The sequence below is a fragment of the Arcobacter aquimarinus genome, assembly GCF_013177635.1.
Taxonomy (GTDB): Bacteria; Campylobacterota; Campylobacteria; order Campylobacterales; family Arcobacteraceae; genus Aliarcobacter; species Aliarcobacter aquimarinus.
The window spans coordinates 1-25,628 of record NZ_CP030944.1 but is presented as its reverse complement, the minus strand read 5'-3'; the positions used below and the strand labels follow the sequence as shown (position 1 = coordinate 25,628).

The window sequence follows — 25,628 nt, the reverse complement described above, 5'->3', positions numbered from 1 at the left end:
GATGAATAAATTTATAATTTCACTATCTTTTCTATTTGTATTATTACTACATCTATTTTTATTTCTTTACTATAAAAACCATCAAATTTACAAAACTCAATCAACAAATACAAAAAATCTAATAGAAATAAATCTATCCAAAATTACTATTGAAAAAAATATAGAAAAAACAGAAAAAATAATAAAAAGAATAGAACCTATTAAAGAAAAAAAAGTTGAAAAAAAACAAGAAAATATACCTAAAACAAAAAATTTAAAACCAAAAAACAATCCTAAAATAAAAGAAAAACAAGAAAAATCATCAAAAATTGAAGAACAAAAACAAAGTAGTCAAAATAATCAAATAAATTTAACAGAAAATCCAAAAGATGACTTAGAAGAACAAAAATTCATAGATGAATATGGAAGAAAATTAAGAGAAGAGATAAGTAAAAATAAAATTTATCCCAATATTTCTAAAAAACTAAAAGAACAAGGTATAGTAATAATTAATTTTAAAGTGGCTAAATCTGGACTTTTTTTTGATATAAAATTAGAATCTTCAAGTAATAAAAATAGATTAGATGAAGCTGCAATAAATACAATAATTGAAACAAAAAAATATAAACCTTTTGATGAGAATATTAAAAAAGAGTTTATTGAATATAATCTTCCTTTAGAATATAAAATTAATTAACTCTATTTTTATGAGTTTCTCCCCATAAATAAAGCTGTTTTAAAATAGGTTTTAAACTCTTTCCGTATTCAGTTAAAGAATATTCAACTTTTGGTGGAACAACAGGATAAACCTCTCTATTTACTAAACCATCTGCTTCTAGTTCTCTTAATTTTTGAATCAACATCTTTTGTGTTGCTTTTGGTAATAACTTTTCAAGCTCACTAAATCTTTTTTTTTCATCTTTTAAATACCAAATTATTAAGATTTTCCATTTACCTGTCAATAAATCAATTGCCGTTTCTACAGGGCATTTTTCAAAATCACTTTTAGACATTTAACCTCCAAAACTATCTTTTTAGTCTGTACCTTTCTTAAAAGATAGTTCTTGTTCTTTTGTTATATTTTAGCTAAAGTTATAGTTGAAGTAAATGAGTTAAGGAGAAAATTTATGAAAGCTTTTGTAGTTGAAAAAACTGAAGATAAAGAGTTTATTTCAGAAGTAAAAGATTTACCTATTCCAAAATGCCAAGAAAAAGATGAAATAGTTATAAAAGTAACTTATTCATCTTTAAATTATAAAGATGCACTAAGTTCAATAGGAAATCCAGGAGTAACAAAAAATTTTCCACATATTACAGGAATTGATGTTGCAGGAACAGTATATGAAACAACATCAACTATTTTTAAAGTAGGAGAAAGAGTTTTAGTTACAGGTTATGATTTAGGAATGAACACAGATGGTGGACATGCACAATTTGTAAAAGTTCCAGCATCGTGGGTTGCTAGAATTCCTGATGCTATTACAGAAAAAGAGATTATGACATTTGGAACAGCTGGTTTAACAGCTGCTTTGAGTATAAATGAACTAATTAGTAATCATATAAAACCAGAAAATGGAGATATACTAGTAACAGGTGCAACAGGAGGAGTTGGTTCTATTGCTGTTTCAATTTTAAGTAAATTAGGCTATAACGTAATTGCAATATCAGGTAAAAGTGAAAAATATGAATACCTAAAAAGAATAGGTGCAACACAAATTATCTCTAGAGAAGAGTTTTTATCAACATCAACAAAACCTTTATTAGCTGAAAAATATGCAGGAGTTGTGGATACAGTTGGTGGAGATATTCTAGCAGCAGCTTTAAAACAAATAAAATATGACGGTGTAGCAACTTGTTGCGGATTAACTTCATCTCATGAATTAAACACTAATGTTTTTCCATTTATTTTAAGAGGTGTTAGATTAATAGGGATTGATTCAGTTGAGTGTAAATTAGAGAAAAAACAAACTGCTTGGGAAAAATTAGCCAGTAGATGGAAAGTAAATAATTTAACTAATATGACCAATGAGATTTCACTTTATGAGATAAAAGATGCTTATGAGCAACTTCTTTCAGGAAAAGCTGTAGGTAGATACGTGGTTAAGATTTCGGAATAGATTAATCTACTTCGATTTCTCCATCTACAACTTTTTGACTGTAGATTGTTTCATTACCTGTTTGTAAGATTTTTGCTTGATCAAGCCATTGATTATTTTTTATAGACCCTGGAATATCTAAAAAAGCCTCAATCCAATCACAATTCTTATTAGACCATTTTGCTATTTGTTCAAAATGATAAATACCTAAATTGTTCAATTCAGCTTCAATTCGTGAATTAATTCCTTTTATTTTTTTAAGATTATCTTTTCCAGTTGATTTAGGGAAACTTAATACTAAAGGTTTATTATCAACAGAAAAACCTTTTTTAAATATAGGATTAATAGATGTTCTTACTTTTGGGTCATCAATAAAATTCTCACTTTTTTCATTGCTAATTGCTTTAATTTTAGAACTTCTTGATTTTGCTACTATATAACCAGCAAGAAAACCTATAAAACAAGCAATTAGCAAATTTATAACTATTTGTGATGCAACCTCAAACATTAATCTATTCTCCTAAAATATTAAATTCTACTCTTCTATTTGTTTCTGATAAACCATTCTCGTCATCTTTAGCAATAGGGAACTCCTCTCCATAACCTACAGCTTTTATTCTATTTTCATCAATACCAAAAGAGATTAATAGATTTTTTACACTATTTGCTCTATCTTGAGAGATTTTTTTATTTAAATCATCATTTCCTCTTGAATCTGTATGCCCTGCAATCTCAAAATTAAGAGTAGGATATTCTTTTAAAATTTTTGAAATATCTTCAACAACAGATTTTGAATCAGCTGTAAGTTCTGTACTTCTTCTTTCAAAAGTAATTTTTTTCTCTAATAAAATATTATTGATTTTTGATTGTAATTCTTCAATTTGTGATTTAATATCAACTACTTTACTTTCAACTACTTCTTCAACAACAGGTGTTTCTATTTTTTCTTCAACTTTTTCTTCTTCATTATTTAAAACAATAACTTCTTCAGCTTTTATTTCATCACTTAATTCATTTTTAATATCTATATTCATTCTTGAGATAATAGTATTTAGGAGTTCTTTGTAATTAGCATCTTTTAACTCACCTTTTAATATCACTTCATTATTACTAACAACAATTTTTGAATCATCAGAAAAAAAATCTTTAAAAGGAGTAATTAAATTAGTTAATTCAGTAATTAAATGCTCATCTATGATTATATTCTCTTCATATTTATAATCACCTTCTCTATTTACATCTAATAAATCTGCAATTTTATGTGCATCATTTTGTTTTGGAAATACTCCACTCATAACAACTACACCACTCTTTTTTTCAAGAACCAATTCAAGAAACTTGCTCTCTTCTTCTTGTTTAAAATAATTTTTAATTTTATCAAGAAAATTATCATCACTTTTTACAAAAGAAATCGTGTTGCTTTTTTCCTCAAAATAACTATTGTAATCAAATCCGTAGATAGAATAAATATTTAAAAAAATAAAAAATACAAGCAAAAAAAGTATTTTACGAGCAAGAGACATTGATAAACCTTTTTACATAATCTATAATATTATATCCTTAAATAGCTAACTATTTGTTAAATAAAAGATTATACAATGTAAAATCCTTTTTAAATATAATTTAAACTTATTTAGTAAAATTAATTTTTAAATTTAATTTATTTGTTATAATTAGAAAAAAATTTGAGAGTATGAAAATGCAACATATTATAAATTCTGCCCAAACTTGCCTAGACTGTAAAAAACCAAAATGTCAAAAAGGTTGTCCTGTAGGAACTCCAATAGCAGATATGATAAGACTTTTTTTAAGTGGAAATATCAAAGAAGCTGGAGAAATGGTTTTTAATAATAATCCTTTATCTATTATTTGTTCTTTAGTATGTCCTCATGAAAAGCATTGTGAAGGACACTGTGTTTTAAATAAAAAATTATCTCCTGTAAATGTAGGAGGAATCGAAAACTACATTTCAACTTATTATATGAATTATAGAGAGTTTGAAAAACCAGTTCAAAATGGAAGAAATCTTGCAATTATTGGTTCAGGACCTGCTGGAATTAGCTTAGCAATGATGATGGCAATAAAAGGTTACAATGTAACAATGTATGAAGGAAATAATCAAATAGGTGGAGTTTTAAGATATGGTATTCCAGATTTTAGACTTGATAAAACAATCATTGATAAAATAGAAGAAAATCTAAAAAAATTAGGTGTAAAAATCAGAAAAAATATAATGATTGGGAAAAATATAACTATAGATGATTTACAAAGAGATGGCTTTGATGCAATATTCATAGGAACTGGTGTTTGGGCTCCTAAAAAACTTGGAATAAAAGGTGAAAGTTTAGGAAATGTGCATTTTGCAATTGATTATTTAAAAACACCAAAAGCGTATGATTTAGGTAAAAAAGTTGTAGTTGTAGGAGCTGGAAATGTAGCTATGGACGTTGCAAGAACTGCTATACGAAACGGGGCAAGAGATGTTTCAATTATGTATAGAAAAGGTGAAGAAAATATGCCTGCTGAAAGAATTGAAATAGAACACGCAAAAATTGATGGTGTAAAATTTAATCTTTATAAATCTCCTATAGAATTTACTGAAAATGGAATAAAATATGAAAATACAAAAGAAGATGACACTTCTGAAGGATTTGAAAAGGCTGATACAATTCTAATAGCTATTAGTCAAACAGCAAGAGATTTAATAGTAAGACATAATAGTGGTCTTAGCCTTGGAGAAAATGGTTTATTACAAAGTGATGAAAATGGAGTTACTACAAGAGATGGAGTTTTTGCTTCAGGAGATGTGGTAACTGGTGCTAGAACTGTAGTTGAAGCAGTAGCATTTTCTAAAAGAGTAGCTATTTCTATAGAAGAATATATAAATAACTTACCACCAAAAAATAAGGCTTGTTAAGCCTTATTTAAAATCTCTAACCAAAAATACTTATTTGCAACACCTTTTTCAACTGGTTTCCAACCATAAGTAATAGAGTGTAAATATAAAACATCATCAAGAAGTTTAAAAGTTAACTCCTTATTTGTATATTTACTCAAAATTTCTGAAAAAATTGCATAAATATGATTTTCATCTTCCTCTAATTTATATGAAAAATTATCTAAATTTTCTAATTGTTTATCTATAAAATCTTTTATTCTTTCTTTTGACATAACTATTTCCTTTTAAAATTAAGGGCGTATTGTATATTTTTATTACTTGTGTTTATATAATATATCACTTTTTATTATTGATTTGTATCAATGCATCAAAAATTCTAACTTCATATAATCCCAATAAAATTTTTAAGGATTATAAATATGAGTATGTTTTGTTATCAATGTGAAATGAGTCAAAAAGGTGGTTGTGGAAGTACTGGAGCAACAGTTGGAACTTGTGGAAAAGATGAAAATCTTTCGCGTCTTCAAGATATTATGATTTTTGGTTTAAAAGGTCTTAGTGCATACAGAGAACATCTAAACACTTTTAAGCCAGAACTTACAAAAGAGATAGATGATGTTATGAGTGAAACTTTATACTTTACTCTTACAAATGTAAACTTTAATTTTAATGACCATATAAATCAATTAATGAAAGTTGGAAGTGCAGGGGTTAAAGTGATGAACCTATTAGGTGAAGCACATACAAATAGATTTGGTATTCCAACACCAGTTAGAGTTCCTCAAAATAAAGTTGAAGGAAAAGCTATTTTAGTTTCTGGACATGATTTAGAGTTTTTTGAAAAACTATTAATTGCTACAGAAGATAAAGGTATAAATGTGTATACACACTCTGAAATGTTACCAGCTCATGGTTACCCAGAACTAAGAAAATTCAAACACTTAAAAGGAAACGTTGGAAAAGCATGGTTTGACCAAGCAAAACTAATGGAGAAATTTACAGGAACATTTGTAGTAAATACAAATTGTATTGTTCCTCCTAAAAAAAATTGTTCTTATATTGATAGAGTATTTACACATAAAATTGTTGGTATTGAAGGTTCAACTCCAATTGAAAATTATGATTTTACAGAACTAATCGAAAGAACTTTAGCTTGTGAACCTGCAAATGGAATTGATTTAAATGAAGATACTACACTTGTAACTGGTCACAACTATAAAACTGTTCTAACACTAGCACCTCAAATTTTAAAAGCAATAGAAGAAGGGAAAATCAAACAATTTTTTGTAGTTGCAGGTTGTGATGCTCCAGGGAAACCAGGAGAATATTATAGAGAGTTAACTCAAAACTTACCAAAAGATACAGTGATTTTGACTTCATCTTGTGGAAAATTCAGATTTAACGATATTGATTTTGGAGAGATTGAAGGAACTGGAATTCCAAGATATTTAGACTTAGGACAATGTAATGACTCTTATGGAGCAGTTGAGATTGCAAAAGCTTTAAGTGATGCTCTTAAAACTCCAATCAACGATTTACCAGTATCAATCGTATTATCTTGGATGGAACAAAAAGCTGTGATTATTCTTTTAGCTTTATTCTCTTTAGGAGTAAAAAATATCTATCTTGGACCAAAACCTCCACAATTTGTAAATGAAGATATTTTCAACTTTTTAGCTCAAAACTTCAATCTTACACTTACAACAAATGCGAAAGATGATTTGAAAAAACTTCTTATTGCATAAAAATAAAGAGAATATATTCTCTTTATTTCTTCCAGTTTTTATATGGATTTTTCATCAAATTTGAGTTGTAATATCTTTCATCCGATGTAACTTCTTCTTTTATCCAAGAAGGAAGTTTTATAGTTTCATTTTCATCTAAAAGTTCAACTTCTGCAACAACTAAACCATCATTGTCACCATAAAAAATATCAAGTTCAAAAGTATGATTTTCATAATCTATCAAATATCTTGTTTTATCAATAACTGGCTTTTGACAAAGTTTATCAAGCATCTCATTTGCTTCATCCACGGGTATTTCATATTCAAACTCCAATCTAGTTGCTCCAATATTTGAACCTTTTATAGTTAAATATGCTTTATCATTTTTTACTCTCACTCGTACAACTGCATCTTTATTTGTTGATAAATAACCTTGTTTTATTCTATTTCCATTTTCTAAAGTTCCAAGTTTTTCCAAATCTACAAGGTATTTTCTTTCTATTTCTAAGGGCATATATCCTCTTTTTTGTTTTTATAATTTTATCGAAAAATTTTATTTGAAACTATTTTTTTGTGCTAGAATAAAAAAAAGGAGTTACTATGAAAACTATTATAGCAATGTTCGTATTTTTAGGTAGTGTTTTTGCTTCAGAACTTCCTGAAGAATTTGACAGACTTCTTTATGACAAAGGTGAAAAAGTTTTTGAAAATAAGTGTATGGAATGTCACCAAAAATCAATGCCTATTCCACTTTTGATGAAAAACTTCATAGAAGAAAACAACAAACTTCTAAATCTAAAAGCTCCAACTGGAAATGAAATCTCTTTTAGATTAAAACAGCAAATTGGAAGTAGGGATGATATGGAATTTCATCTTCATCAAACTGAAGACTTTTTAAAGGATTATTTATACAATCCTGATTTATCAAAAACTATTTGTTTAGAGGGAGTTATTCGTCATTTTGAAGTAATGCCTTCAATGAAGGGTAAAATATCTGAAGAAGAAATAAGTAAAGTTAATCACTTCTTATACTTTTTAGAAGGATTCAATGGAGTTAATAAGTTTTATCACGATGAAACTAAATTTTAAAAAAGGAGATTTAAAATGAAAAAATTAATTTTTACAGCTTTGAGTTTAAGCTCATTTGTATTTGCACAAAATATTACATATAAAATTGATGGAAAAGAGTATGAAGGATATTATAAGTCACCATCAAAAGATGCACCTTTAGTTTATATGGTTCATGATTGGGATGGAATAACTGATTATGAGATTAAAAGAGCAGATATGCTAAATGAGTTAGGATATGCAGTTTTTGCTGTAGATTTATATGGAAAAGGGATAAGACCAACAGCTCTTGAAGATAAAAAAGCTATGACAAAATCTCTTTATGAAAATAGAACTGAAATGAGAAAAAGATTAGATGTTGGACTAGAAGAAGCAAAAAAACTAGGTGCTAACACTCAAAATGCAGTAGGAATGGGATACTGTTTTGGTGGAAGTTCTATTTTAGAATTTGCAAGAAGTGGAAAAGATTTAAAAGCATTCATACCATTTCATGGAAATTTAGCAACACCTACTGGACAAGATTATAAAAATACAAAAGGAAAAGTTGTAGTTTTTCATGGAACTGCTGATGTGGTTGTTCCTATGAGTGAATTTTCTGATTTAGCAGTTGAGTTAGAAAAAACAGAAATTGAACATGAAATGATAACTTATAGCAAGGCTCCTCATGCCTTTTCTGTATTTGGTTCAAAAAGTTATAGGGAAGATGCAGATAAAAAATCTTGGAAAAGATTTACTGAAGTTTTAGAAGAGACTTTAAAATAAGTTTTATACATATAAAAGGGGTATTTCACCTCTTTTATCACTTTTGTTCTAGTGTTTTTTTATTATTTTCTTCATTTATAATATTTTCATATTTTCCATATAAAATAGAAAACATATAAACCATAGCCACAATAATTAATCCAATAATAAATATATTTCGCATCTTTTTTCCTAATTTTAGTTTTTATAATTTGATAATTCTATCAAGTTTTTATCAGGATCACGTAAATAAATAGATTCTATCTCTCCCATAGCACCTGTTCTATTTACTATTCCCTCTTCAATTTTTATTCCTAGTAATTCTATATAATTTTTTGCTTCAATTAAAGGAATATCAATAATAAAACATAAATCTGCACTGCCACTTTTCACATTAAAAGCTTTTGGATCAAATTCATTTCCTAATTTATGAAGATTTATCTTTTGATTAGCAAATTTTAAAGCTACTCTATTTTCTTTAAATATCTCTTTTTCCATACCTAAAACTTTTGTGTAAAAATCTACAGTTTTATCTATATCCTTTACAGTCAAAACTAAATGATCTAATCTATTTACTTTTATCATTTTAATCTTCTAATTCTTCTAAAGTTGCTGACCAAGGCTTCATAAAAAGATGCTTTTCTAACTCTATTCTTATATTATCAGGAATTCTTACAGCTACTTTTGTAGTAAAATCATAATGAATTAAAACACATTTTCCAGTAGTACATAGTTTCCCGTCTTGATAAACTGCATGGCATAATTCTATAGAAGAGTTTCCAAGCTTACTAATACCAGTTTTTATAATAACTTCTTTACCCCAAAATACCTCTTTTAGAAAATCAAAAGAGCTATGAGCCATGATTAGATTCCACTCTTTAATATTTGCTTTTGGCATAAATATATGAAATATATCATCACGAGCAGCTTCAAACCACACACCATAAGTATTATTATTTATATGTCCTAAAGCATCTGTTTCTAAAAATCTTGGTTTTATTATTTCTGTGAACATTTATTACCTTTTAATAATTAGTAAATTTTAATTAGATAGTTTAACGAAAAGGGTTTAGGTTTTGTTTAAAGATATTTGGAAGTTGTAATATTTTCTTTACTTTTTAATGGTAAAAAGTAAAACAAAAAGCCACCAGCCAAATTGACAAAGGCTGGGATTTCTTCATTTTTAGCTTTTATTTTTTAATTGCACCATCCCTAATAAACCTTGGTGGTGGTGGCGATGGTATTTGTGGTTTCTTATCACTTGACATTTGTAAATTCTCCTTTATTTTTTTGTATCTTCTCTAATCATTCTAGGTTTAGGTGGTGGTGGCATTTGTGGTTTCTTATCACTTGACATTTGTAAATTCCTTATTATTAATTGCTATATTATATGTATTTAAATTACCTTCCATAATAATATAATAAGGAATAAATGTCAAAAATAAAATAAAAAATTTAATAAATAGAAAACGTCTTATTTCAAATTGTAATGCATTCTTATATTCATTTACTTTTGAATTGTTTGAAGTAGCTTCAATATAAAAACTTAATAAATAGTTATTTACATTGTAATTAAAATTATCTTTATCATATTCTTTTAAACTTTCAAAATATTCATCTAATTTATCTGCATAAGGAATTTTCATATACTGTTTATTTGTGAAATAAAATTGATTTAGATTCATTAATGTGTAAATGAAATATACTATATAACAAAAAATGAAAATGAAAAAAATCACAAATGCTAATTTATGTGTTGACTCAATAAAAGTCATAAGTGGAGCATTTATAATAAAGTATGAAAAAATTGTTATATTAATTGTCAATAAAGTTAATATACTAGTTATATTATTATTTATATTATCTTTAACTTGAAGTTCTTTTTCATATTCTTTTTCAAAAAAAAGTATTTTGTCAAATTTCTCCATTAAAATCCTTTTTAATAGTTATTTTATTCAAGGTCAAGGCGGAGTGATTTTTTTAGGAAGGAGCATACAGTCAGTATGTGACTGAGTAAAAGAATTGCTCCAACGCTGAGATTGGGTAAAAGAACTATTAAAAATCGTCGAAGTCGATAGAACCTTTAGAATAATTTACAACATTCCCTTCAAAGAAATTCGTTCTTTGGTCATTGAAAGATGCATAACCATCTACCCATGGAATTGGATGTTTTACATTGTATTCTGGTTTATATCCAACTGCTTCAAGTCTTCTATCAGCTAAGTATTGAATATATTGTTTAATAATTGCATCTGTAAAACCTAATATTTGTCCTTGAGTAATATATGCTCCCCAAGCAGATTCAAGTTCTACAGCTTTTCTAAACATAGCTCTTACAGTCTCTTCAAGTTCTGTTGTAAAAAGTTCAGGTCTTTCTTTTCTAACTGAATTTATCATATTTTGGAATAGTAAAAGGTGAGTAACTTCATCTCTTTGAATAAATCTAATCATTTGTGAACTTCCAAGCATTTTTCCTGATTTTCCAAGAGCATAAATAGCTGCAAAACCTGCATAAAAATATAAACCTTCTAAAATCTGGTTTGCAAAAAGTGCTAAAACGATTTTTTCATCTGTGATTTCACCTGAAAGATTTTTATAAACTTTTGCTATATATGTATTTTTTTCTCTTAATTTTACATCATTTTTCCACATATCATAAATCAAATCTGTGTTATCAGAAATAGACTCAACCATCACTGCATAAGATTTACTATGATTTGCTTCTTCATAAGATTGTCTACTTAAACAAGCGTTTATTTCAGGAGCTGTGATGTATGGATTTATATTGTCCATTAGATTATTTGTTTGTAATGAATCCATAAAAATAAGTTGAGATAAAACTAAATCATACATTCTTTTTTCAGCCGGTGTTAAAAACTTATAATCTTTTGCATCACCTGTCATTTGAACTTCTTTTGGAAACCAAGTATTTGCTTCCATTGTATCCCAAAGATTCAATGCCCACTGATATTTCATTTTAGTAAAATTAATCATTCCATCACTATTTCCACCAAAAATTCTTCTATCATTTAAACTCTCTTTTGAGTCTGGGTTATATATGGTTTTTCTTTCCATTTTAAGCCTTCTTTGCTATAAATTTTACATAATATCCGAAAATACGGAACTCGATTCTTAATAAACTATTTTTTAAATCTTTTTTTTGCAGTGCCATATATAGTTGTCCTAAAAAATTTAATTCTTAAATTATTGACAACCTGCACACTCCATGCTTCTGTCTTCTACATCATTTTTTGCTTCAGGAGATTGACTTCTTAAATAGTATGTCGATTTAAGTCCTAATTTCCAAGCTAATGTATAAATTTCATGTAAATATTTTCCACTTGCTTTATCTAAGCTCATGAAAATATTTGTAGATTGACCTTGGTCTATCCATTTTTGTCTAATTGCAGCTGCTTTTATAACTTGTAATTGGTCAATTTCAAAAGCAGGTGTATAATAATTCCAAGTTTCTGGAGATAGTTTTGGAACAACAACAGGAATTAATCCTGATAAGTTTTCTTCAAACCATTTTCTTTTATAAACTGGCTCTATAGCTTGTGTAGTTCCCACTAAAATAGAAATAGATGAAGTTGGAGCAACAGCCATTAAGTAACCATTTCTCATTCCATCTTTTTTTACTTTTTCTCTTAAACTATCCCAATCATATCCCGTATCAAATAAATCCTTATTTACTAAAGCATTTACAGCTTGTGGAGCATGGTCATGTGGCATAATACCCTGACTCCATTTTGAACCTTCAAATGTTGGATAAATACCTTTTTCAATAGCTAAATCTGAACTTGATTTAATTGCATTATACGAAATTGCTTCCATAATAGAATCAATCATTTTAAAATGTTCGTTTGAACCCCAGGCTAGTTTATATTCAGCTAACATTTCAGCTTCACCCATAACTCCAAGACCAATACTTCTTGATTTCATGTTCGTTGCTTTTACTTTTCTTAATGGATAAAAATTTAAATCTATAACATTATCAAGCATTCTAATAGCAATTGGTACAACTCTTTGTATATCTTCTTTTGTATTTATTCTTGAAAGATTTACAGAAGCTAAATTACAAACAGCTGTATCTCCATCTATTTTCTCTTTTTCAACTATAAATACTTTTTTACCATTTATACTATCAAGTGCTGATACTTTGTTTGCTTTTTTAGTAATTCCACCATCTACAACTATTAAATCTTCTTCTTCATAAGTTTCAATCATTCCATCTTCAAACTCTAATTTGATTAAATAATGGTTTGGATTTGTATTTTGGAAAATCTCTGTACAAAGATTTGAACTTCTAATATGTCCAACATGAGAGTTTGGATTAGCTTTATTTGCTGTATCTTTAAAACATAAAAATGGACTTCCTGATTCAAAATATGAAGTTAAAACTTTTTTCCATAAATCTTTTGCTTTCATAGTATTTTTAGTAATAGTTTCATCATTTTCATAAGCTATATATTTAGCTTTAAACTCATCACCATAACACTCTGATAAATCTTTTACTTCATAAGGGTCAAATAATGTCCAGTGAGAATCTTCTAAAACTCTCTCCATAAATAAATCTGTAATCCAAAGAGCTGGGAATAAATCGTGAGCTCTTCTTCTTTCTTCACCAGAATTCTTCTTTAAATCTATAAAATCTACAATATCCATGTGCCAAGGCTCAAGATATACAGCAATTGCACCTTTTCTAGTTCCTAGTTGGTCAACTGCAAGTGCAATATCATTTGTAATTTTTAAAAAAGGTACCGTTCCTCCAGCTGCACTTTTGTGGTTATCAATAACTCCACCTAAAGCTCTAATCTGTGTCCAATCCCAACCGATTCCTCCACCAAATTTAGATAATAATGCCATCTCTTTGTAACCATCGAAAATTCCTTCTATATTATCAGGAGAACTTCCTATATAACAAGAAGATAATTGATGTCTATTTGTTCTAGCATTTGATAATGTTGGAGTTGCAAGCATTACTTCAAATTTAGAAATAACATCATAGAACTCTTTTGCGCATTGTTGTTTATTTGTTTCATTTTGAGCTAAAAACATAGCAATTGCCATAAACATCTGTTGAGGAAGTTCTATTGGATCACCTTGATTATTTTTGATTAAATATCTATCATATAAAGTTTTAATTCCTAAATAGTTAAATAAAAAATCTCTTTTAGGATCAATATAAGAATTTAATTCATCTAAATCATAACCCTCACCAAGATTTGGAATTAATCTTCCTGCATCTTTTCCATATTTCAAATAATCTTTTAAATGACAATATGGCTCACCTTTAATTCCATGCGTTGATTTTCCAACTCTATGATATAAATCAAAAACAAATAATCGAGCTGCTACAAAAGTCCAATTTGGAACATCAATATCTATTTTTTCAACTGCTGTTTTAATAAGTGCATCTTGAATATCAGATGAACTCATTCCATCAATAAACTTAATTTGTGCATCAAGTTCAAGTTCACTTTGACTAACACCTTCTAAATCAGAAGTTGCATCAATAGTCATCTTTTGAATTTTAGTAATATCTAAAATTTCTTTACGACCATTTCTTTTTTTTATCATAATTCCCATTTGATACTACCTTATTTGTTAAAAACTCTTTCAAAAATTTTGTCTACATTTTTTGTGTAATAATCAAAATTAAAACATTCTCTTATTTGCTCTTCACTTAATGAATTTCTTAATTCTTCATCTGCTAATAAATACTGAAGATATAAAGATTCACCCTTTTCATTTGTAGTTGGTTTACCTTGTTGTATCTCTTCCCAAACTTTCATAGCATTTCTTTGAACAATTCTATAAGCATCTTCTCTACTTACACCAGCAAGTGGTAACTCTAATAAAACTCTTTGAGAGAATACTAATCCACCTGTTAAGTTTAAGTTTTTCATCATATTTTCAGGCATTACAGTTAAATTTGCAATTACATTGTTCATTCTATGTAACATAAAATCAGTTGTAATAAATGCATCTGGTAACCAGAATCTCTCTGTTGAAGAGTGTGAAATATCTCTTTCATGCCAAAGTGCAACATTTTCCATAGCTGGAACTGCATAAGCCCTAATCATTCTAGCAAGTCCAGTAATATTTTCAGTTAAAATAGGGTTTCTTTTATGTGGCATAGCTGAACTTCCTTTTTGACCTTTTGCAAAATATTCTTCAGCTTCATAAACTTCAGTTCTTTGTAAATGTCTTACTTGAACTGCAAATTTTTCAACAGATGACGCTAAAAGTGCTAAAGCAGTTGCAAGTCTTGCATATCTATCTCTGTGAATTACTTGATTTGAACAAGGTTCTGGTTTAAGACCAAGTTCAGCCATCGCATACTCTTCTAGTTCAAGTGGTGCGTGAGCAAAATTTCCCATAGCTCCTGAAATTTGACCAACAGCAATAACTTCCATTGTTTCTTCAAGATTTTTAAGATGTCTTGCCACTTCATCATACCAAACAGCTAAAGTTAAACCAAAAGTTATAGGCTCTCCATGAATTCCATGACTTCTTCCAATCATTAAAGTCATTTTATGCTCATAAGCTCTTATTTTTATAGATTCCATAAGCATTTTTACATCTTCAATAATAATTTCTAAAGAGTCTCTCATTTGAAGTGCAACACCAGTATCAACAGCATCTGATGAAGTCATACCATAATGAAACCATCTTGACTCTTCACCCAAAGATTCAGATACGCTTGTATTAAATGCAATTAAATCATGTTTTGTAATAGCCTCGATTTCTTCGATTCTTTCAACTGAAAAAGTAGCATTTTTTACTATCTTTTCACAATCTTCATCTGGAATAAGACCTAATTTATTCCAAGCTTTAACAGCTGCTTTTTCAACTTCTAACCAAGCTGCATATCTAGCTTGTTGTGTCCATTTTGAACTCATTTGCTCTCTTGCGTATCTTTCTACCATAACATAATCCCTTATAATCGTATTTCTATATTTTTTATTATAAAATAGTTTAAAATTTAGTTTGTATTGTACCTAAAAGAACTAAAACAAAATTAAAAATAGCAGGACAAAAATTTGCCATTCACACTAAAAAAACATAAAGCAATTGTAGGTAAAAAAATTCAAATTTTTTTAATTCAAGAATTAGGAATAGAACCAAAAGTAGGGCAGAGACTAACATCTAAAGGAAGAATTTTTGATGAAAATATGAATACAATCAACACAGGAGATACAATACCTACAGAATATATTTATATTGCTGTTTTTGAGGGTGCTACAAGGGGTTTAAAACCTTTGATAGAGTTTAATGATTTTGCAATATTTGATAAACCTACAAACCTTATGGTTCATCCAATTTCAAAAAATACCCCTTACTCTTTACTTGATGAAATTCGCTACCATTTTGGAGAAGATGCAAATTTAATTCATAGAATTGATGCAGAAACTTCTGGTCTTATAATAGTAGGAAAAAATAAAAAAAGTGAAATTGAACTAAAAGATATGTTTCAGGAAAAAAAATATCACAAATCATATCTTGCAATCGTTCAAGGAAAGATAAAAGAAGAGATAAAAATTGATAAAGGTTTAGATAGAGAAGGCTTAGCAATTGGCGTTAGAATGAAAGTTTGTGATGATGGAAAAGAATCAGTTACAATTATAAAACCTATCAAATATAATAAAGAAAAAGATCTAACACTTATTGAAGCAATACCACTTACAGGAAGACAACATCAAATAAGAGTTCATTTACATTCTATTGGTCATACTATTTTAGGTGACCCAATTTATGGAATAGATGACGTAAATGCTGAAAATTATCTAAATAAAACTTTGAGTGAAGAAGATAGATTTAAAGTTACAAAATCTCATAGATTATGGCTTCATGCAAACTATTTAGAATTTACTTTTAAAGATGTCACTTATAAAATTTTCTCTAAAAATAGAGATATTTACAAAGAGTTTAAATAAAATTTATTTAAACTCTTTGTGTTTGAAATTTTTTTGCAATTAACAATAATAAAACTCCACCAAAAACAATAAATGCTGTTAAATATAAAGCATAATCATAATTACCATATTTTTCAATCAAATATACACTATAAAGTGGAGCTATAACTTGTCCAATTCCATAAGAAGTAGTTAAAGCTCCCATTAAAACAACTGGATTATGTTTTGCAAGTTGCCCACCAAGATTCATAAAAAGAGCAACTAAACCAACAAAAGTTCCACCATAAAAAATACCACTTAAAAGATTCAAATAGATATTATTTGTAAATGTTGGTATTAAAATACCTACCATTTGAATCAATAATGCGATGATAATTATATTTACACTTCCATATTTATGAGCTAATCTCATCCAAATAATACAAGAAGGAATTCCAGCAAGTCCTACTAAAGTCCAAGTTAAATTTCCATAACCTTCAAGTCCTGGAAGATTATTTATAATATCAGGCAAGAATGTTCCTTGAACAACAAACCCAACACCTTCTGTAAAATATGCCATAATCAATAAAATAACAAAAATTGTAAATATTGAGATATCAAATTTGTGTTTTACCACATTTTGTTTTACTTCTTTATCAAATGATAAGATATAAATCGAATAAATTGATAAAATTGCTCCAAAAATAGCCAAAACCTTCCAAGATTCTTGCCAAGTTCCACCGCTACTTAAAATATATCTGTTTAACAAATCTGTAGTTAAAATAGAAAATCCAATACCACTAAAGTGTATCCCCATAGCTTTAGTTTTACTCTCTATTTTCAATTTTGTCATTACAATTGCTGAACCTACTACTAAAGCCATTGCCCCTGCAAATCCTGCTATTATTCTTGCAATTATCCAATAAGTTTCATTTGTACTAAATCCTAAAACAAAAGTTGTAAGTATTGCTAAAACTAACCCAATTCTAAACAATACTACTTTTTGATTTATATCTTTTATAAATACAGATAAAATTGAACCTGTTAAATACCCTGCAAAATTTAGTGAAGCTAGAATTCCTGCAAAGGTAATATCTAAATAATCTTGCAACATTGAAGGAATTAAAGAAGTAAAAGCAAATCTTGCAACTCCAATACCTACAATAATTGCGAATATACCAGCAATTAAGATGGATAAATTATCATCTTTGTTTAAAAGTCTATTCATGAAAAAACCTTGGTTATATAAAGTAAGGTATATTATCACTAAAAGTTATGCTGTGTCAAATAATCAATAATGATATGTGATATAAGGAAAAATGATAAAGAAGTAATTTATATATTAAAAATATCCAAATTAATAAGCGATGAGTATATTTGTTTTAGTTAAACTTCTGCTGTAAGTTTTATACTCATCGGTCATCAATTTTTCAACGTGCGAATTATATCCACATTTTAATATAAATTCCTTTGATAAAAAATTAATTTTAAAATCTTACTTAGTTTTAAATTATTAAAGCAATAAAAAGATATCTTGAAAATTTAGAAATTATAATTAAAATAACAAATTTTTTAAAATCATATTTCAAAACTCCTGCAACAAAAGTAATAGGGTCACCTATTATTGGAACCCAAGCAAATAAAATAGATAAAAAACCATATTTATCAAAATATTTTTTTGAAATATTTATATATTTTTCTTTTAAAAGTTTTTTCTCAATTAAATACTCTTCACCTTTTAATCCCAAATAATAATTCAAAATAGAACCTAAACTATTACCTAATGTTGCAAAAAAAAGTAATAAATAAATATCATAACCTTCTGAAATATTATAAATTAATAAAGCTTCACTTCCAAAAGGAAGTAATGTTGCAGATAAAAAAGCTGATATAAATAGTATTAAATAGGTCATAACTTCCTTTTTTTATAAATTTAGTATAAATTAAAGATTTTTAAGCTATACTTCCAGCCTTAAAAGAGGAACATTGAGAATACTTTTAGTATTTTGAATGCTCTTCTTTAGACCTTTACAAGCATTTCTAAAGACAACGCCCCAGGATGGGAACATAGCAAGGCACCTTTTTTAGTGTTGTGTTTAGGTATCTGGAGAAGAGTACTTAAAAGTACTCTTTTTTTTTGCTTATATTTAAATCAAATCCTCAAAATTAGAATCTAAAATTAGCAATTTTTTTTCAATTTTATTATAAATAAATCTTTTATCCCCATTTTTAATCGCTTCAAAAATGATGTGTTTTATCTCTTTATCACTTTTGTTTTCTCTTTTCATTAAAATAAAAAAATCTTTTAACGCTATAAATCCACTATTTTGTTTTTGTTCTGATATTTTTTGTTCAATTTGAGGTTTATAAATAGAACGCATTTCATTAAAAGCACTTTGTAAAAGTTTTATTTCTGAATTGAACACTTCTATTATTCTTTTTTGATTTTTTTCAAGTCTAAAAATTTCTGAAATATACTGTTTTTTCATCCATTTCATAGATTTCTTTAAAAGTTCTATTTGCTCATTTTTTACTTCGATAACAGCTTCATAATTATTAAAATTTGATTCTTGCTTTATAGCTTCAACTTTTTGTTCTTGTTGATAAACTTTTTTAGAATCATCAACATAAACAAAAATTTTTCCATCTTTTTTAATTGATTTTAATTGATTTTTTTTAATACGATAGTGGATTCCTTGTAAAGATAAGCCCAATATTTCAGCTGCTTGAGAGGTAGTAACTAATCTTTCCAAGGTTTAAATCCTTACATTTTTGAACTATCTATTTCTATAACAGTATGCACATTTCCTCTTGGTTTAAAATCAGCAATAACTTTTAACCATTTTGGTTCTAATTTTGTATATAAAATATCAAAAATTTCATTTGCTGAATTTTCATGAGAAATATATCTATTCATAAATGAATTGATATAAATTTTTAAAGCTTTTAATTCTATTACTTTTTTATTTGGAGTATATTGAATTTTAATAGTTGCAAAATCTGGGTAACCACTTCTTGGACATTTTGCCATAAATTCAGGTAATTCAATATCTATTACATAATTTTTTTCATGTTGATTTGGCCAAAAATTCTCTTCATTATCTATATTAAAATCTAAGATTTCTTGTTCACCGTATTTAATTTCCATATCTTTAGTAACCTTTATAAATATAATTTTTGACGAATTCTATCTAAAAATGCCTTACAAGTGTTGCTTATTGAAAAAACAAATTATTTCAAGTATAATGATGAAATTAACAAATAAATATAAGAGAGTATTATATGAAAGATAAAATTTATGATGTTGTAATTATTGGTGGAGGTCCTGGTGGTATTGGTTGTGCTATTGAAGCATCTGCCCATAAAATAGGAGAAATACTATTAATTGAAAAAAGTGACAATCACTCTAATACTATTAGAAAATTTTATAAAGATAATAAAAGAGTAGATAAAGATTATAAAGGTCAAGTTACAACTTTACAAGGAAATGTTGATTTTTTTGATGGTACAAAAGAGACGACTATAGACTATTTTAATGATTTATTAGATAATGAAAAAATTGACTCAATATTTAATACTGAAGTTGAAAAAATAATAAGAAATGAAAAAACTGATTTATTAGAAGTTCATACTTCAAAAGGAATAATTCAAACAAAAAATGCGATTGTTGCAATTGGAAAAATGGGAAAACCAAATAAACCTGATTATAAAATTCCTCCTTCAATAAAACCTTTTGTTAATTTTAATTTAGACCACTGTTCATCAAATGAAAAAATATTAGTTGTAGGTGGTGGAAATAGTGCTGCTGAATATGCTTATCATTTAGCAGATGAAAATAACAATGTTACATTAGTTTATAGAAAAGCTACTTTTTCAAGATTAAATGATTTAAATGAAGATTTATTAAGAAAATATAATGGTGAAGAAAAATTAAGACTTAGAATGAATACAGATATAGAATCTTTAGAAAATGAAGATGGTAAAGTTAAAGTTACATTTAACGATGGTTTTAATGTTATTTATGACAGAATAATTTACGCTATAGGAGGAACAACACCTGTTGATTTCTTAAAGGCCTGTGGAATAGAAGTTGATAAAGACTTAAAACCAATATTTGATGAACATCAAGAAACAACTGCAAAAGATATATATGTAGCTGGTGATATTGCATTTGCAAGTGGCGGTTCAATTGCTATTGCTTTAAATCATGGTTATCATATTGTAAATAATATTTTAAGAAAAAGAGGAAAAATTTTTGCTCATACGGAAAAATTTTCAAATTAAAAAAGCATAGTTTAAAACTATGCTTTATCTTATTAAACGTCTAAGTGTTCAACGTCTTTTGCGTGTTCTTCAATATAATTTCTTCTAGGTTCTACTTCATCTCCCATAAATAAAGTAAATGTATCACTTGCAACTTCTGCATCTTCAATTTTAACTCTTAAAAGTCTTCTATTTTCAGGAATCATTGTTGTTTCCCATAATTGTTCAGGATTCATCTCTCCTAAACCTTTATATCTTTGAATATAAGCACCTTTTTTAGCTAATGTTTCAATATCATCTAAAATATCAAGTAAATCTCTACCTTCAAATACTGTTAAGTCTCTTTCAACTAATTTACTATAAATATAAGTTGCTTCACTAAAATATGGAGATGCAAATAACTCCTCATCAATAATTAATTCTTCTAAACCTTCATTTGTTTGAACAAATAATTGAATTTTATCTTCAAGAATTGTTTTTGATAAAATATTGTAACCTTTAGCATCTAAATACTCTTTTATTTTTTCATAAAGTGCTGGAAAATCAAGATTTACTAAATCATTATTTTCAATTAAATATTTTAAAACTTCTAATAAAGAATATCTTTTACCAAGTTGTCCTAACATTCCTCTATATCTAGCTACAATTTTAAATAAATCTAATAAATCGTTATATCCTAGTCCTTCAAAACTAAAAGATTCTAAACCATTTTCAATCAAAAATGCAGATAAAGCTGAATCATCTTTTAGATAAATTTCATTTTTACCTTTTTTGTATCTATAAAGTGGTGGTTGAGCTATATATAAATATCCTTTTTCAATAACAGGTCTTAAAAATCTAAAGAAAAATGTTAATAATAGTGTTTGAATATGGCTACCATCAACATCGGCATCGGTCATAATAATAATTTTATGATATCTAATTTTTTCATCATCAAAATCTTCACCAATTCCACATCCAAGAGCTGTAATCATATTTCTAATTTCATCTGATTTTAAAATTTTATCAAGTCTACTTTTTTCAACATTTAATATCTTACCTTTTAGTGGTAAAATTGCTTGGAAAACTCTATCTCTTCCTTGTTTTGCTGAACCTCCAGCAGAATCTCCTTCCACTAGATATAATTCTCTAATAGCTGGATCTTTACTTTGACATTCTGCAAGTTTTCCTGGAAGTGTTCCTACTGACATAGCATCTTTTTTTCTAGTTAAATCTCTTGCTTTTTTAGCAGCTTCTCTTCCTCGTGCAGCCATTAATGCTTTTTCCATAATAGCTTTTGCTTGAGTAGGATTTTCTTCAAAATATTTATCTAATGCATCACCAGTTAATTTTTGAGTAATTGCTTTTACATAAGAAGAACCTAATTTACTTTTTGTTTGACCTTCAAATTGAGGTTCTGGAACTTTTACAGAAATAACTGCAATCAATCCTTCTCTTACATCATCACCAGTAATTTTTGTATCTTTTTCTCTAGCTGCTGCATTTTCATTTAAATATTTAACAATACTTCTTGTAAGTCCTGCTTTAAATCCAGCTTCATGAGTTCCACCATCAATTGTTCTAATATTATTTACAAAAGATAAAGTTTTTTCAACATAAGTATCATTATACATAACAGCAATATCAACTTCAACACCTTCAATAGTATCATTAAATGAAACTGCATCACAAACAGCTGTATCTTTATTCATATCTTCAACAAATTGTTTAATACCACCTTCAAAATGATAAACTTCTTTTGTTTTAGTAATTTCATTATCTAAAGTAATTGAAATAAATGAGTTTAAATATGCAACTTCTCTAAATCTTTTTGCTAAAATTGAAAATTCATATTTTGTAACTTCAAAAATTGTATCATCAGCTAAAAATTCAATTGTTGTTCCTGTTTTTCTAGGACTATCACCAATTATTTCTAATGGTCCTTGAGGAATTCCACATTTAAATTCTTGATAATGAATTTTTCCTTCTCTATAAATTGTCATTTTTAAATGTTTTGATAAAGCATTTACAACAGAAACTCCAACTCCGTGAAGTCCTCCTGAAACTTTATAAGTATCTTTATCAAATTTTCCACCAGCATGAAGAACTGTTAATACAACTGTAGCAGCAGATATTCCTTCACCTTCATGAATTGCAGTTGGAATTCCTCTTCCATCATCTTCTACTTTTATCCAGTTATCTTTTCCCATTGTAATTTTAATATTTTTACAATATCCAGCCATTGCCTCATCAATTGAGTTATCAACTACTTCATATACTAAGTGGTGTAAACCATTTGTATTTGTATCACCAATATACATTCCAGGTCTTTTTCTTACTGCTTCAAGACCTTTTAAAACTTTAATGTTACTAGCGCCGTATTCTTGTTGACTCATTATAGATTTCCTTACTTAATTTATTTTATTTATTTTTCTAAAACTATTGGCATTACAATAGTAAAAAATTTATCATCTTCTAGTAAAAATGGTAAATTTGATTCATTAAAACCAATTTTTATTTTGTCATTGTTTGACATACTTAAAAAGTCTAATAGATATTTTGCATTTACTGCTAAGTAAAATTCTTTTTCAATATTTAAATCAATATCAATTTGAGTTTTTGCTTCACTATCTTCATCTAGTGATTCAAATATTATAGAAGTTGAATTAAATGTTATTTTGATATTTGAAAATAAAGAAGTTACTAATTTTATAGATTCTACTAATACATTTTTAGGTAATGGAAAATTGTATTTTAACGTATTTGGAATAATTCTTTCATAATCAGGGAATTTTCCATTTATTAATTTTGTAAAAAATTTAGTGTGTTCATTAGAAATTACTAAATTTGTGTCATCATAAGATATTTTAGCTTCATCTAAAAAAAGTTTTTGAATTTCAATGATAGCTTTTTTAGGAATTATAAATTGAACTTCATCATTATTTATATTTTGTAAAAATGAAACTGCTAATCTTCTTGTATCAGTTGAAACAAAATTGATTTTTTGACTTTTTATATCTAGTAATGCTCCATTTAATTCAAATTTAGGATTATTATTATCAATTGCTGGAGTAATTTTTCTTATAGAATTAATGAAGTTTATAGTTGACATTGATAAATCTTTTAAATTTTCATATTTATTTAATGAAGGAAATTCATTAGCATCATAAGTTGGTAATTTAAATGTAGATTTATTTTGTTTTATATTTAAATTATTATTTGAATATTCAATTAAGATATCTTCATTTTTTAATCTTTTAATTATTCCTAATAAGTTAGAACCATTAACTGTAGTTTTTCCATCTACCATATCAGTAATATTATCGATGTATGATTCTAAACCAATTTCATAATCTGTTGCTTTAATAATTAATTTTGTATTATTTATTTCTAAATATATATGTGATGTTATTGAACTAGAGTCTTTTTTTTCTAAAAAAGGTTGCATAGAAGCTATAACATTTTCAAATATATTTTTTGTAATTACAAACCTCATTTTTTCTCCTATATATTTTTATTTAATTAGTAAAAGTAGTAGTCTATGTGAAAAGATGAAAATACCTCTTTAAAGCCTTAAAACTGGAATTTGTTTAAGTGATTAAAGTTTGATATGTATTCACATCTTTTCACACAATTCTTTAAAACTTATTTTGTTTTAAAGTTTTTACCACTCCTTATTTATAATTTTATTTTTTAAATTTTCAATGATTACTTTAAAGTTTTCATCTTTTTCAATTAACTCATTTGCTTTTTTAATATTATGAGAAATTGAACTATGATCTTTCATTCCTAAGAATTTTGCAATATCTGGCATAGAGTTATGTGTTAATTCTCTTGTTAGATAAATTACAACTCTTCTAGCATTTGCTACTGTTGCTGTTCTTTTTTTAGATTTTATATCACTTGGTTTAATATTTAATTGATTTGCAACAATATTTATAACATCAGGAAGTTTTATATTTTCTTTTGTCTCTTTTATTTGGTCTTTTAATAACCCTTGAACCATTTGTAACGTGATTTCTTGATTTAGTAAAGAAGCACTGGCATTTATTCTTATTAAAACACCTTCTATTTCTCTAATAGAGTTATCAAGTGTTGTAGCAATAAAATTAATAATTTCTCTACTTAAAGAGATTCCATTTAATTCAGATTTTTTTTCAATAATAGCAATTTTTGTCTCAAGTCCTGGAATTTGAACATCAGCTGTTAATCCCCATTCAAATCTTGATTTTAACCTATCTACAAGTCCAGCAATTTGAGAAGGAAGTCTATCACTGGTCATCACTATTTGTTTTTTTGCATTATGTAGTTCGTTAAAAGTGTGAAAAAACTCTTCTTGAGTTTGCTCTTTTCCACTTAAAAATTGAATATCATCTATTAGAAGAACATCACATTTTCTATATTTATTTCTAAAATGTTCCATACTTTTATTTTTTAAAGAAAAGGTAAAATCATTCATAAATTGTTCGATTGTTACGTAAATAACAGTATTTCCTTTTTCAATTGCGTGATTTCCAACTGCTTGTAAAAGGTGAGTTTTTCCAAGTCCAGTTCCTCCATAAATGAATAAAGGATTATATTGAATGCCTGGTTTGTTTGAAACAGCAAGTGAAGCATTATAAGCCATTTGATTTGAGGGACCAACTACAAATGAATCAAATGTATAAGAGGGGTTCAATATCGTACTTTCAGCTGTTTGATTTTGAATTTGCTCTTTAATTATCTCTTTTTTAGATTTTTTTTCACCAGCAAGTTTGATTTCAATAGAAGGTTTTGAACCATCGTAAATTTCAAAGCAGTGTTGAATTAAACCAGTAAATTTACTCTTTATCCAAGAGGCTATATACTTGTTATTTACTTCAAAAATGGCAATTTTTTCATCAGAAGATACTTTTTTATAAACTAACTGTTTTAAGTATCTTTCATAGTCAGTTTTTGTGGCTTCTTTTTGAATAATTGTTAGAAAATCTTTGCTTGTCAT

27 protein-coding genes are annotated in these 25,628 nt (G+C 27.1%); 8 read left to right on the top strand and 19 right to left on the bottom strand.

The features are described from left to right. Nucleotide 1: 1 nt before the first annotated feature. Nucleotides 2–676, top strand: coding sequence for an energy transducer TonB (locus AAQM_RS00130; RefSeq protein WP_129095466.1), 675 nt, complete (start codon nt 2–4; stop codon nt 674–676). Here AAQM_RS00130 and AAQM_RS00125 read toward each other — a convergent pair. After that, nucleotides 669–992, bottom strand: a complete 324-nt coding sequence (locus AAQM_RS00125) for a winged helix-turn-helix transcriptional regulator (protein ID WP_129095467.1) — start codon at nt 990–992, stop codon at nt 669–671. The two genes, AAQM_RS00130 and AAQM_RS00125, sit on opposite strands and share 8 nt — an antisense overlap. Before the next feature lie 114 nt (nt 993–1,106). Here AAQM_RS00125 and AAQM_RS00120 point away from each other — a divergent pair, with 114 nt between their 5' ends. Beyond that, entirely contained in the window at nt 1,107–2,096 is a 990-nt protein-coding gene (locus tag AAQM_RS00120) for a YhdH/YhfP family quinone oxidoreductase (RefSeq protein WP_129095468.1), read from the top strand. A gap of 1 nt (nt 2,097) precedes the next feature. Here AAQM_RS00120 and AAQM_RS00115 read toward each other — a convergent pair whose 3' ends face one another. Further along, nucleotides 2,098–2,583 carry a hypothetical protein gene (locus tag AAQM_RS00115; protein ID WP_129095469.1) on the bottom strand — a complete coding sequence of 162 codons (486 nt, stop codon included), beginning with the start codon at nt 2,581–2,583 and terminating at the stop codon, nt 2,098–2,100. 4 nt (nt 2,584–2,587) lie between these two features. Continuing rightward, entirely contained in the window at nt 2,588–3,598 is a 1,011-nt protein-coding gene (locus AAQM_RS00110; RefSeq protein WP_129095470.1) for an OmpA family protein, read from the bottom strand. A 176-nt stretch (nt 3,599–3,774) separates the two neighbouring features. Here AAQM_RS00110 and AAQM_RS00105 point away from each other — a divergent pair, with 176 nt between their 5' ends. Next, on the top strand, nt 3,775–4,992 hold the full coding sequence (locus AAQM_RS00105; protein ID WP_129095471.1) for an NAD(P)-dependent oxidoreductase: 1,218 nt from the start codon (nt 3,775–3,777) through the stop codon (nt 4,990–4,992). On the opposite strand, the gene AAQM_RS00100 is transcribed toward AAQM_RS00105, so the two are convergent. Next, nucleotides 4,989–5,246 carry a hypothetical protein gene (locus AAQM_RS00100; protein ID WP_129095472.1) on the bottom strand — a complete coding sequence of 86 codons (258 nt, stop codon included), beginning with the start codon at nt 5,244–5,246 and terminating at the stop codon, nt 4,989–4,991. The genes AAQM_RS00105 and AAQM_RS00100 overlap by 4 nt on opposite strands. 147 nt (nt 5,247–5,393) lie before the next feature. Here AAQM_RS00100 and hcp point away from each other — a divergent pair, with 147 nt between their 5' ends. Next, complete coding sequence (gene hcp, locus AAQM_RS00095) at nt 5,394–6,719, top strand: hydroxylamine reductase (protein ID WP_129095473.1); 1,326 nt, start codon at nt 5,394–5,396, stop codon at nt 6,717–6,719. A 22-nt stretch (nt 6,720–6,741) separates the two neighbouring features. Here hcp and AAQM_RS00090 read toward each other — a convergent pair whose 3' ends face one another. After that, a complete protein-coding gene (locus AAQM_RS00090; RefSeq protein ID WP_129095474.1) occupies nt 6,742–7,212 on the bottom strand; it encodes a CYTH domain-containing protein in 471 nt (156 codons plus the stop codon). Between the two features lie 86 nt (nt 7,213–7,298). Between AAQM_RS00090 and AAQM_RS00085 the strand changes: the two genes are divergently transcribed. Both AAQM_RS00085 and AAQM_RS00080 read left to right on the top strand, forming a co-directional pair. After that, nucleotides 7,299–7,787, top strand: a complete 489-nt coding sequence (locus tag AAQM_RS00085; protein ID WP_129095475.1) for a hypothetical protein — start codon at nt 7,299–7,301, stop codon at nt 7,785–7,787. A 15-nt stretch (nt 7,788–7,802) separates the two neighbouring features. After that, nucleotides 7,803–8,528 (top strand): dienelactone hydrolase family protein, encoded by a 726-nt coding sequence (locus AAQM_RS00080; protein WP_129095476.1) that lies wholly within the window; start codon nt 7,803–7,805, stop codon nt 8,526–8,528. A 37-nt stretch (nt 8,529–8,565) separates the two neighbouring features. Here AAQM_RS00080 and AAQM_RS12770 read toward each other — a convergent pair whose 3' ends face one another. The 7 genes from AAQM_RS12770 to purB form a co-directional block, all read right to left on the bottom strand. Further along, the gene (locus tag AAQM_RS12770) at nt 8,566–8,691 is read right to left on the bottom strand and encodes a hypothetical protein (RefSeq protein ID WP_268878218.1); all 126 of its coding nucleotides are present in this window, start codon (nt 8,689–8,691) and stop codon (nt 8,566–8,568) included. Nucleotides 8,692–8,705: 14 nt separating this feature from the next. Beyond that, nucleotides 8,706–9,092, bottom strand: coding sequence for a VOC family protein (locus AAQM_RS00075; RefSeq protein ID WP_129095477.1), 387 nt, complete (start codon nt 9,090–9,092; stop codon nt 8,706–8,708). Nucleotide 9,093: 1 nt separating this feature from the next. Beyond that, nucleotides 9,094–9,522, bottom strand: a complete 429-nt coding sequence (locus tag AAQM_RS00070; protein ID WP_129095478.1) for an acyl-CoA thioesterase — start codon at nt 9,520–9,522, stop codon at nt 9,094–9,096. 331 nt (nt 9,523–9,853) lie between these two features. Then, on the bottom strand, nt 9,854–10,435 hold the full coding sequence (locus AAQM_RS00065; protein WP_129095479.1) for a hypothetical protein: 582 nt from the start codon (nt 10,433–10,435) through the stop codon (nt 9,854–9,856). Between the two features lie 127 nt (nt 10,436–10,562). Further along, entirely contained in the window at nt 10,563–11,582 is a 1,020-nt protein-coding gene (locus tag AAQM_RS00060) for a ribonucleotide-diphosphate reductase subunit beta (RefSeq protein ID WP_129095480.1), read from the bottom strand. Nucleotides 11,583–11,711: 129 nt separating this feature from the next. Beyond that, a complete protein-coding gene (locus AAQM_RS00055; protein ID WP_129095481.1) occupies nt 11,712–14,096 on the bottom strand; it encodes a ribonucleoside-diphosphate reductase subunit alpha in 2,385 nt (794 codons plus the stop codon). A gap of 11 nt (nt 14,097–14,107) precedes the next feature. Continuing rightward, a complete protein-coding gene (gene purB, locus AAQM_RS00050) occupies nt 14,108–15,439 on the bottom strand; it encodes an adenylosuccinate lyase (RefSeq protein WP_129095482.1) in 1,332 nt (443 codons plus the stop codon). Nucleotides 15,440–15,553: 114 nt separating this feature from the next. On the opposite strand from purB, the gene AAQM_RS00045 reads away from it, so the two are divergent. Beyond that, on the top strand, nt 15,554–16,447 hold the full coding sequence (locus AAQM_RS00045; protein WP_129095483.1) for an RluA family pseudouridine synthase: 894 nt from the start codon (nt 15,554–15,556) through the stop codon (nt 16,445–16,447). 7 nt (nt 16,448–16,454) lie between these two features. Here the strand turns inward: AAQM_RS00045 and AAQM_RS00040 are convergent, their stop codons facing one another. The 4 genes from AAQM_RS00040 to queF all read right to left on the bottom strand — a co-directional run bounded on the left by AAQM_RS00040 (nt 16,455) and on the right by queF (nt 19,547). After that, nucleotides 16,455–17,633 carry a YbfB/YjiJ family MFS transporter gene (locus AAQM_RS00040; RefSeq protein ID WP_129095484.1) on the bottom strand — a complete coding sequence of 393 codons (1,179 nt, stop codon included), beginning with the start codon at nt 17,631–17,633 and terminating at the stop codon, nt 16,455–16,457. Nucleotides 17,634–17,910: 277 nt separating this feature from the next. Continuing rightward, complete coding sequence (locus AAQM_RS00035) at nt 17,911–18,318, bottom strand: YqaA family protein (RefSeq protein WP_129095485.1); 408 nt, start codon at nt 18,316–18,318, stop codon at nt 17,911–17,913. Between the two features lie 234 nt (nt 18,319–18,552). Then, nucleotides 18,553–19,158 (bottom strand): MerR family transcriptional regulator, encoded by a 606-nt coding sequence (locus AAQM_RS00030; RefSeq protein ID WP_129095486.1) that lies wholly within the window; start codon nt 19,156–19,158, stop codon nt 18,553–18,555. A gap of 11 nt (nt 19,159–19,169) precedes the next feature. Further along, the gene (gene queF, locus AAQM_RS00025) at nt 19,170–19,547 is read right to left on the bottom strand and encodes a preQ(1) synthase (protein ID WP_164967057.1); all 378 of its coding nucleotides are present in this window, start codon (nt 19,545–19,547) and stop codon (nt 19,170–19,172) included. 140 nt (nt 19,548–19,687) lie between these two features. On the opposite strand from queF, the gene AAQM_RS00020 reads away from it, so the two are divergent. Then, a complete protein-coding gene (locus AAQM_RS00020) occupies nt 19,688–20,689 on the top strand; it encodes an NAD(P)-binding domain-containing protein (RefSeq protein ID WP_129095488.1) in 1,002 nt (333 codons plus the stop codon). Between the two features lie 32 nt (nt 20,690–20,721). On the opposite strand, the gene gyrB is transcribed toward AAQM_RS00020, so the two are convergent. The 3 genes from gyrB to dnaA all read right to left on the bottom strand — a co-directional run bounded on the left by gyrB (nt 20,722) and on the right by dnaA (nt 25,628). Continuing rightward, nucleotides 20,722–23,043, bottom strand: coding sequence for a DNA topoisomerase (ATP-hydrolyzing) subunit B (gyrB, locus tag AAQM_RS00015; RefSeq protein WP_129095489.1), 2,322 nt, complete (start codon nt 23,041–23,043; stop codon nt 20,722–20,724). A gap of 29 nt (nt 23,044–23,072) precedes the next feature. Beyond that, nucleotides 23,073–24,143: a DNA polymerase III subunit beta gene (gene dnaN, locus AAQM_RS00010; protein WP_129095490.1), complete on the bottom strand. Its 1,071-nt coding sequence runs from the start codon at nt 24,141–24,143 to the stop codon at nt 23,073–23,075. Between the two features lie 168 nt (nt 24,144–24,311). Continuing rightward, nucleotides 24,312–25,628: a chromosomal replication initiator protein DnaA gene (gene dnaA, locus AAQM_RS00005; protein ID WP_129095491.1), complete on the bottom strand. Its 1,317-nt coding sequence runs from the start codon at nt 25,626–25,628 to the stop codon at nt 24,312–24,314.

What these genes read in the sequence shown, in the direction of transcription:
- AAQM_RS00130 (WP_129095466.1), top strand. Translation starts at nt 2, where the DNA reads ATGAATAAATTTATAATTTCACTATCTTTTCTATTTGTATTATTACTA.
- AAQM_RS00125 (WP_129095467.1), bottom strand. Translation starts at nt 992, where the DNA reads ATGTCTAAAAGTGATTTTGAAAAATGCCCTGTAGAAACGGCAATTGAT.
- AAQM_RS00120 (WP_129095468.1), top strand. Translation starts at nt 1,107, where the DNA reads ATGAAAGCTTTTGTAGTTGAAAAAACTGAAGATAAAGAGTTTATTTCA.
- AAQM_RS00115 (WP_129095469.1), bottom strand. Translation starts at nt 2,583, where the DNA reads ATGTTTGAGGTTGCATCACAAATAGTTATAAATTTGCTAATTGCTTGT.
- AAQM_RS00110 (WP_129095470.1), bottom strand. Translation starts at nt 3,598, where the DNA reads ATGTCTCTTGCTCGTAAAATACTTTTTTTGCTTGTATTTTTTATTTTT.
- AAQM_RS00105 (WP_129095471.1), top strand. Translation starts at nt 3,775, where the DNA reads ATGCAACATATTATAAATTCTGCCCAAACTTGCCTAGACTGTAAAAAA.
- AAQM_RS00100 (WP_129095472.1), bottom strand. Translation starts at nt 5,246, where the DNA reads ATGTCAAAAGAAAGAATAAAAGATTTTATAGATAAACAATTAGAAAAT.
- hcp (WP_129095473.1), top strand. Translation starts at nt 5,394, where the DNA reads ATGAGTATGTTTTGTTATCAATGTGAAATGAGTCAAAAAGGTGGTTGT.
- AAQM_RS00090 (WP_129095474.1), bottom strand. Translation starts at nt 7,212, where the DNA reads ATGCCCTTAGAAATAGAAAGAAAATACCTTGTAGATTTGGAAAAACTT.
- AAQM_RS00085 (WP_129095475.1), top strand. Translation starts at nt 7,299, where the DNA reads ATGAAAACTATTATAGCAATGTTCGTATTTTTAGGTAGTGTTTTTGCT.
- AAQM_RS00080 (WP_129095476.1), top strand. Translation starts at nt 7,803, where the DNA reads ATGAAAAAATTAATTTTTACAGCTTTGAGTTTAAGCTCATTTGTATTT.
- AAQM_RS12770 (WP_268878218.1), bottom strand. Translation starts at nt 8,691, where the DNA reads ATGCGAAATATATTTATTATTGGATTAATTATTGTGGCTATGGTTTAT.
- AAQM_RS00075 (WP_129095477.1), bottom strand. Translation starts at nt 9,092, where the DNA reads ATGATAAAAGTAAATAGATTAGATCATTTAGTTTTGACTGTAAAGGAT.
- AAQM_RS00070 (WP_129095478.1), bottom strand. Translation starts at nt 9,522, where the DNA reads ATGTTCACAGAAATAATAAAACCAAGATTTTTAGAAACAGATGCTTTA.
- AAQM_RS00065 (WP_129095479.1), bottom strand. Translation starts at nt 10,435, where the DNA reads ATGGAGAAATTTGACAAAATACTTTTTTTTGAAAAAGAATATGAAAAA.
- AAQM_RS00060 (WP_129095480.1), bottom strand. Translation starts at nt 11,582, where the DNA reads ATGGAAAGAAAAACCATATATAACCCAGACTCAAAAGAGAGTTTAAAT.
- AAQM_RS00055 (WP_129095481.1), bottom strand. Translation starts at nt 14,096, where the DNA reads ATGGGAATTATGATAAAAAAAAGAAATGGTCGTAAAGAAATTTTAGAT.
- purB (WP_129095482.1), bottom strand. Translation starts at nt 15,439, where the DNA reads ATGGTAGAAAGATACGCAAGAGAGCAAATGAGTTCAAAATGGACACAA.
- AAQM_RS00040 (WP_129095484.1), bottom strand. Translation starts at nt 17,633, where the DNA reads ATGAATAGACTTTTAAACAAAGATGATAATTTATCCATCTTAATTGCT.
- AAQM_RS00035 (WP_129095485.1), bottom strand. Translation starts at nt 18,318, where the DNA reads ATGACCTATTTAATACTATTTATATCAGCTTTTTTATCTGCAACATTA.
- AAQM_RS00020 (WP_129095488.1), top strand. Translation starts at nt 19,688, where the DNA reads ATGAAAGATAAAATTTATGATGTTGTAATTATTGGTGGAGGTCCTGGT.
- gyrB (WP_129095489.1), bottom strand. Translation starts at nt 23,043, where the DNA reads ATGAGTCAACAAGAATACGGCGCTAGTAACATTAAAGTTTTAAAAGGT.
- dnaN (WP_129095490.1), bottom strand. Translation starts at nt 24,143, where the DNA reads ATGAGGTTTGTAATTACAAAAAATATATTTGAAAATGTTATAGCTTCT.
- dnaA (WP_129095491.1), bottom strand. Translation starts at nt 25,628, where the DNA reads ATGACAAGCAAAGATTTTCTAACAATTATTCAAAAAGAAGCCACAAAA.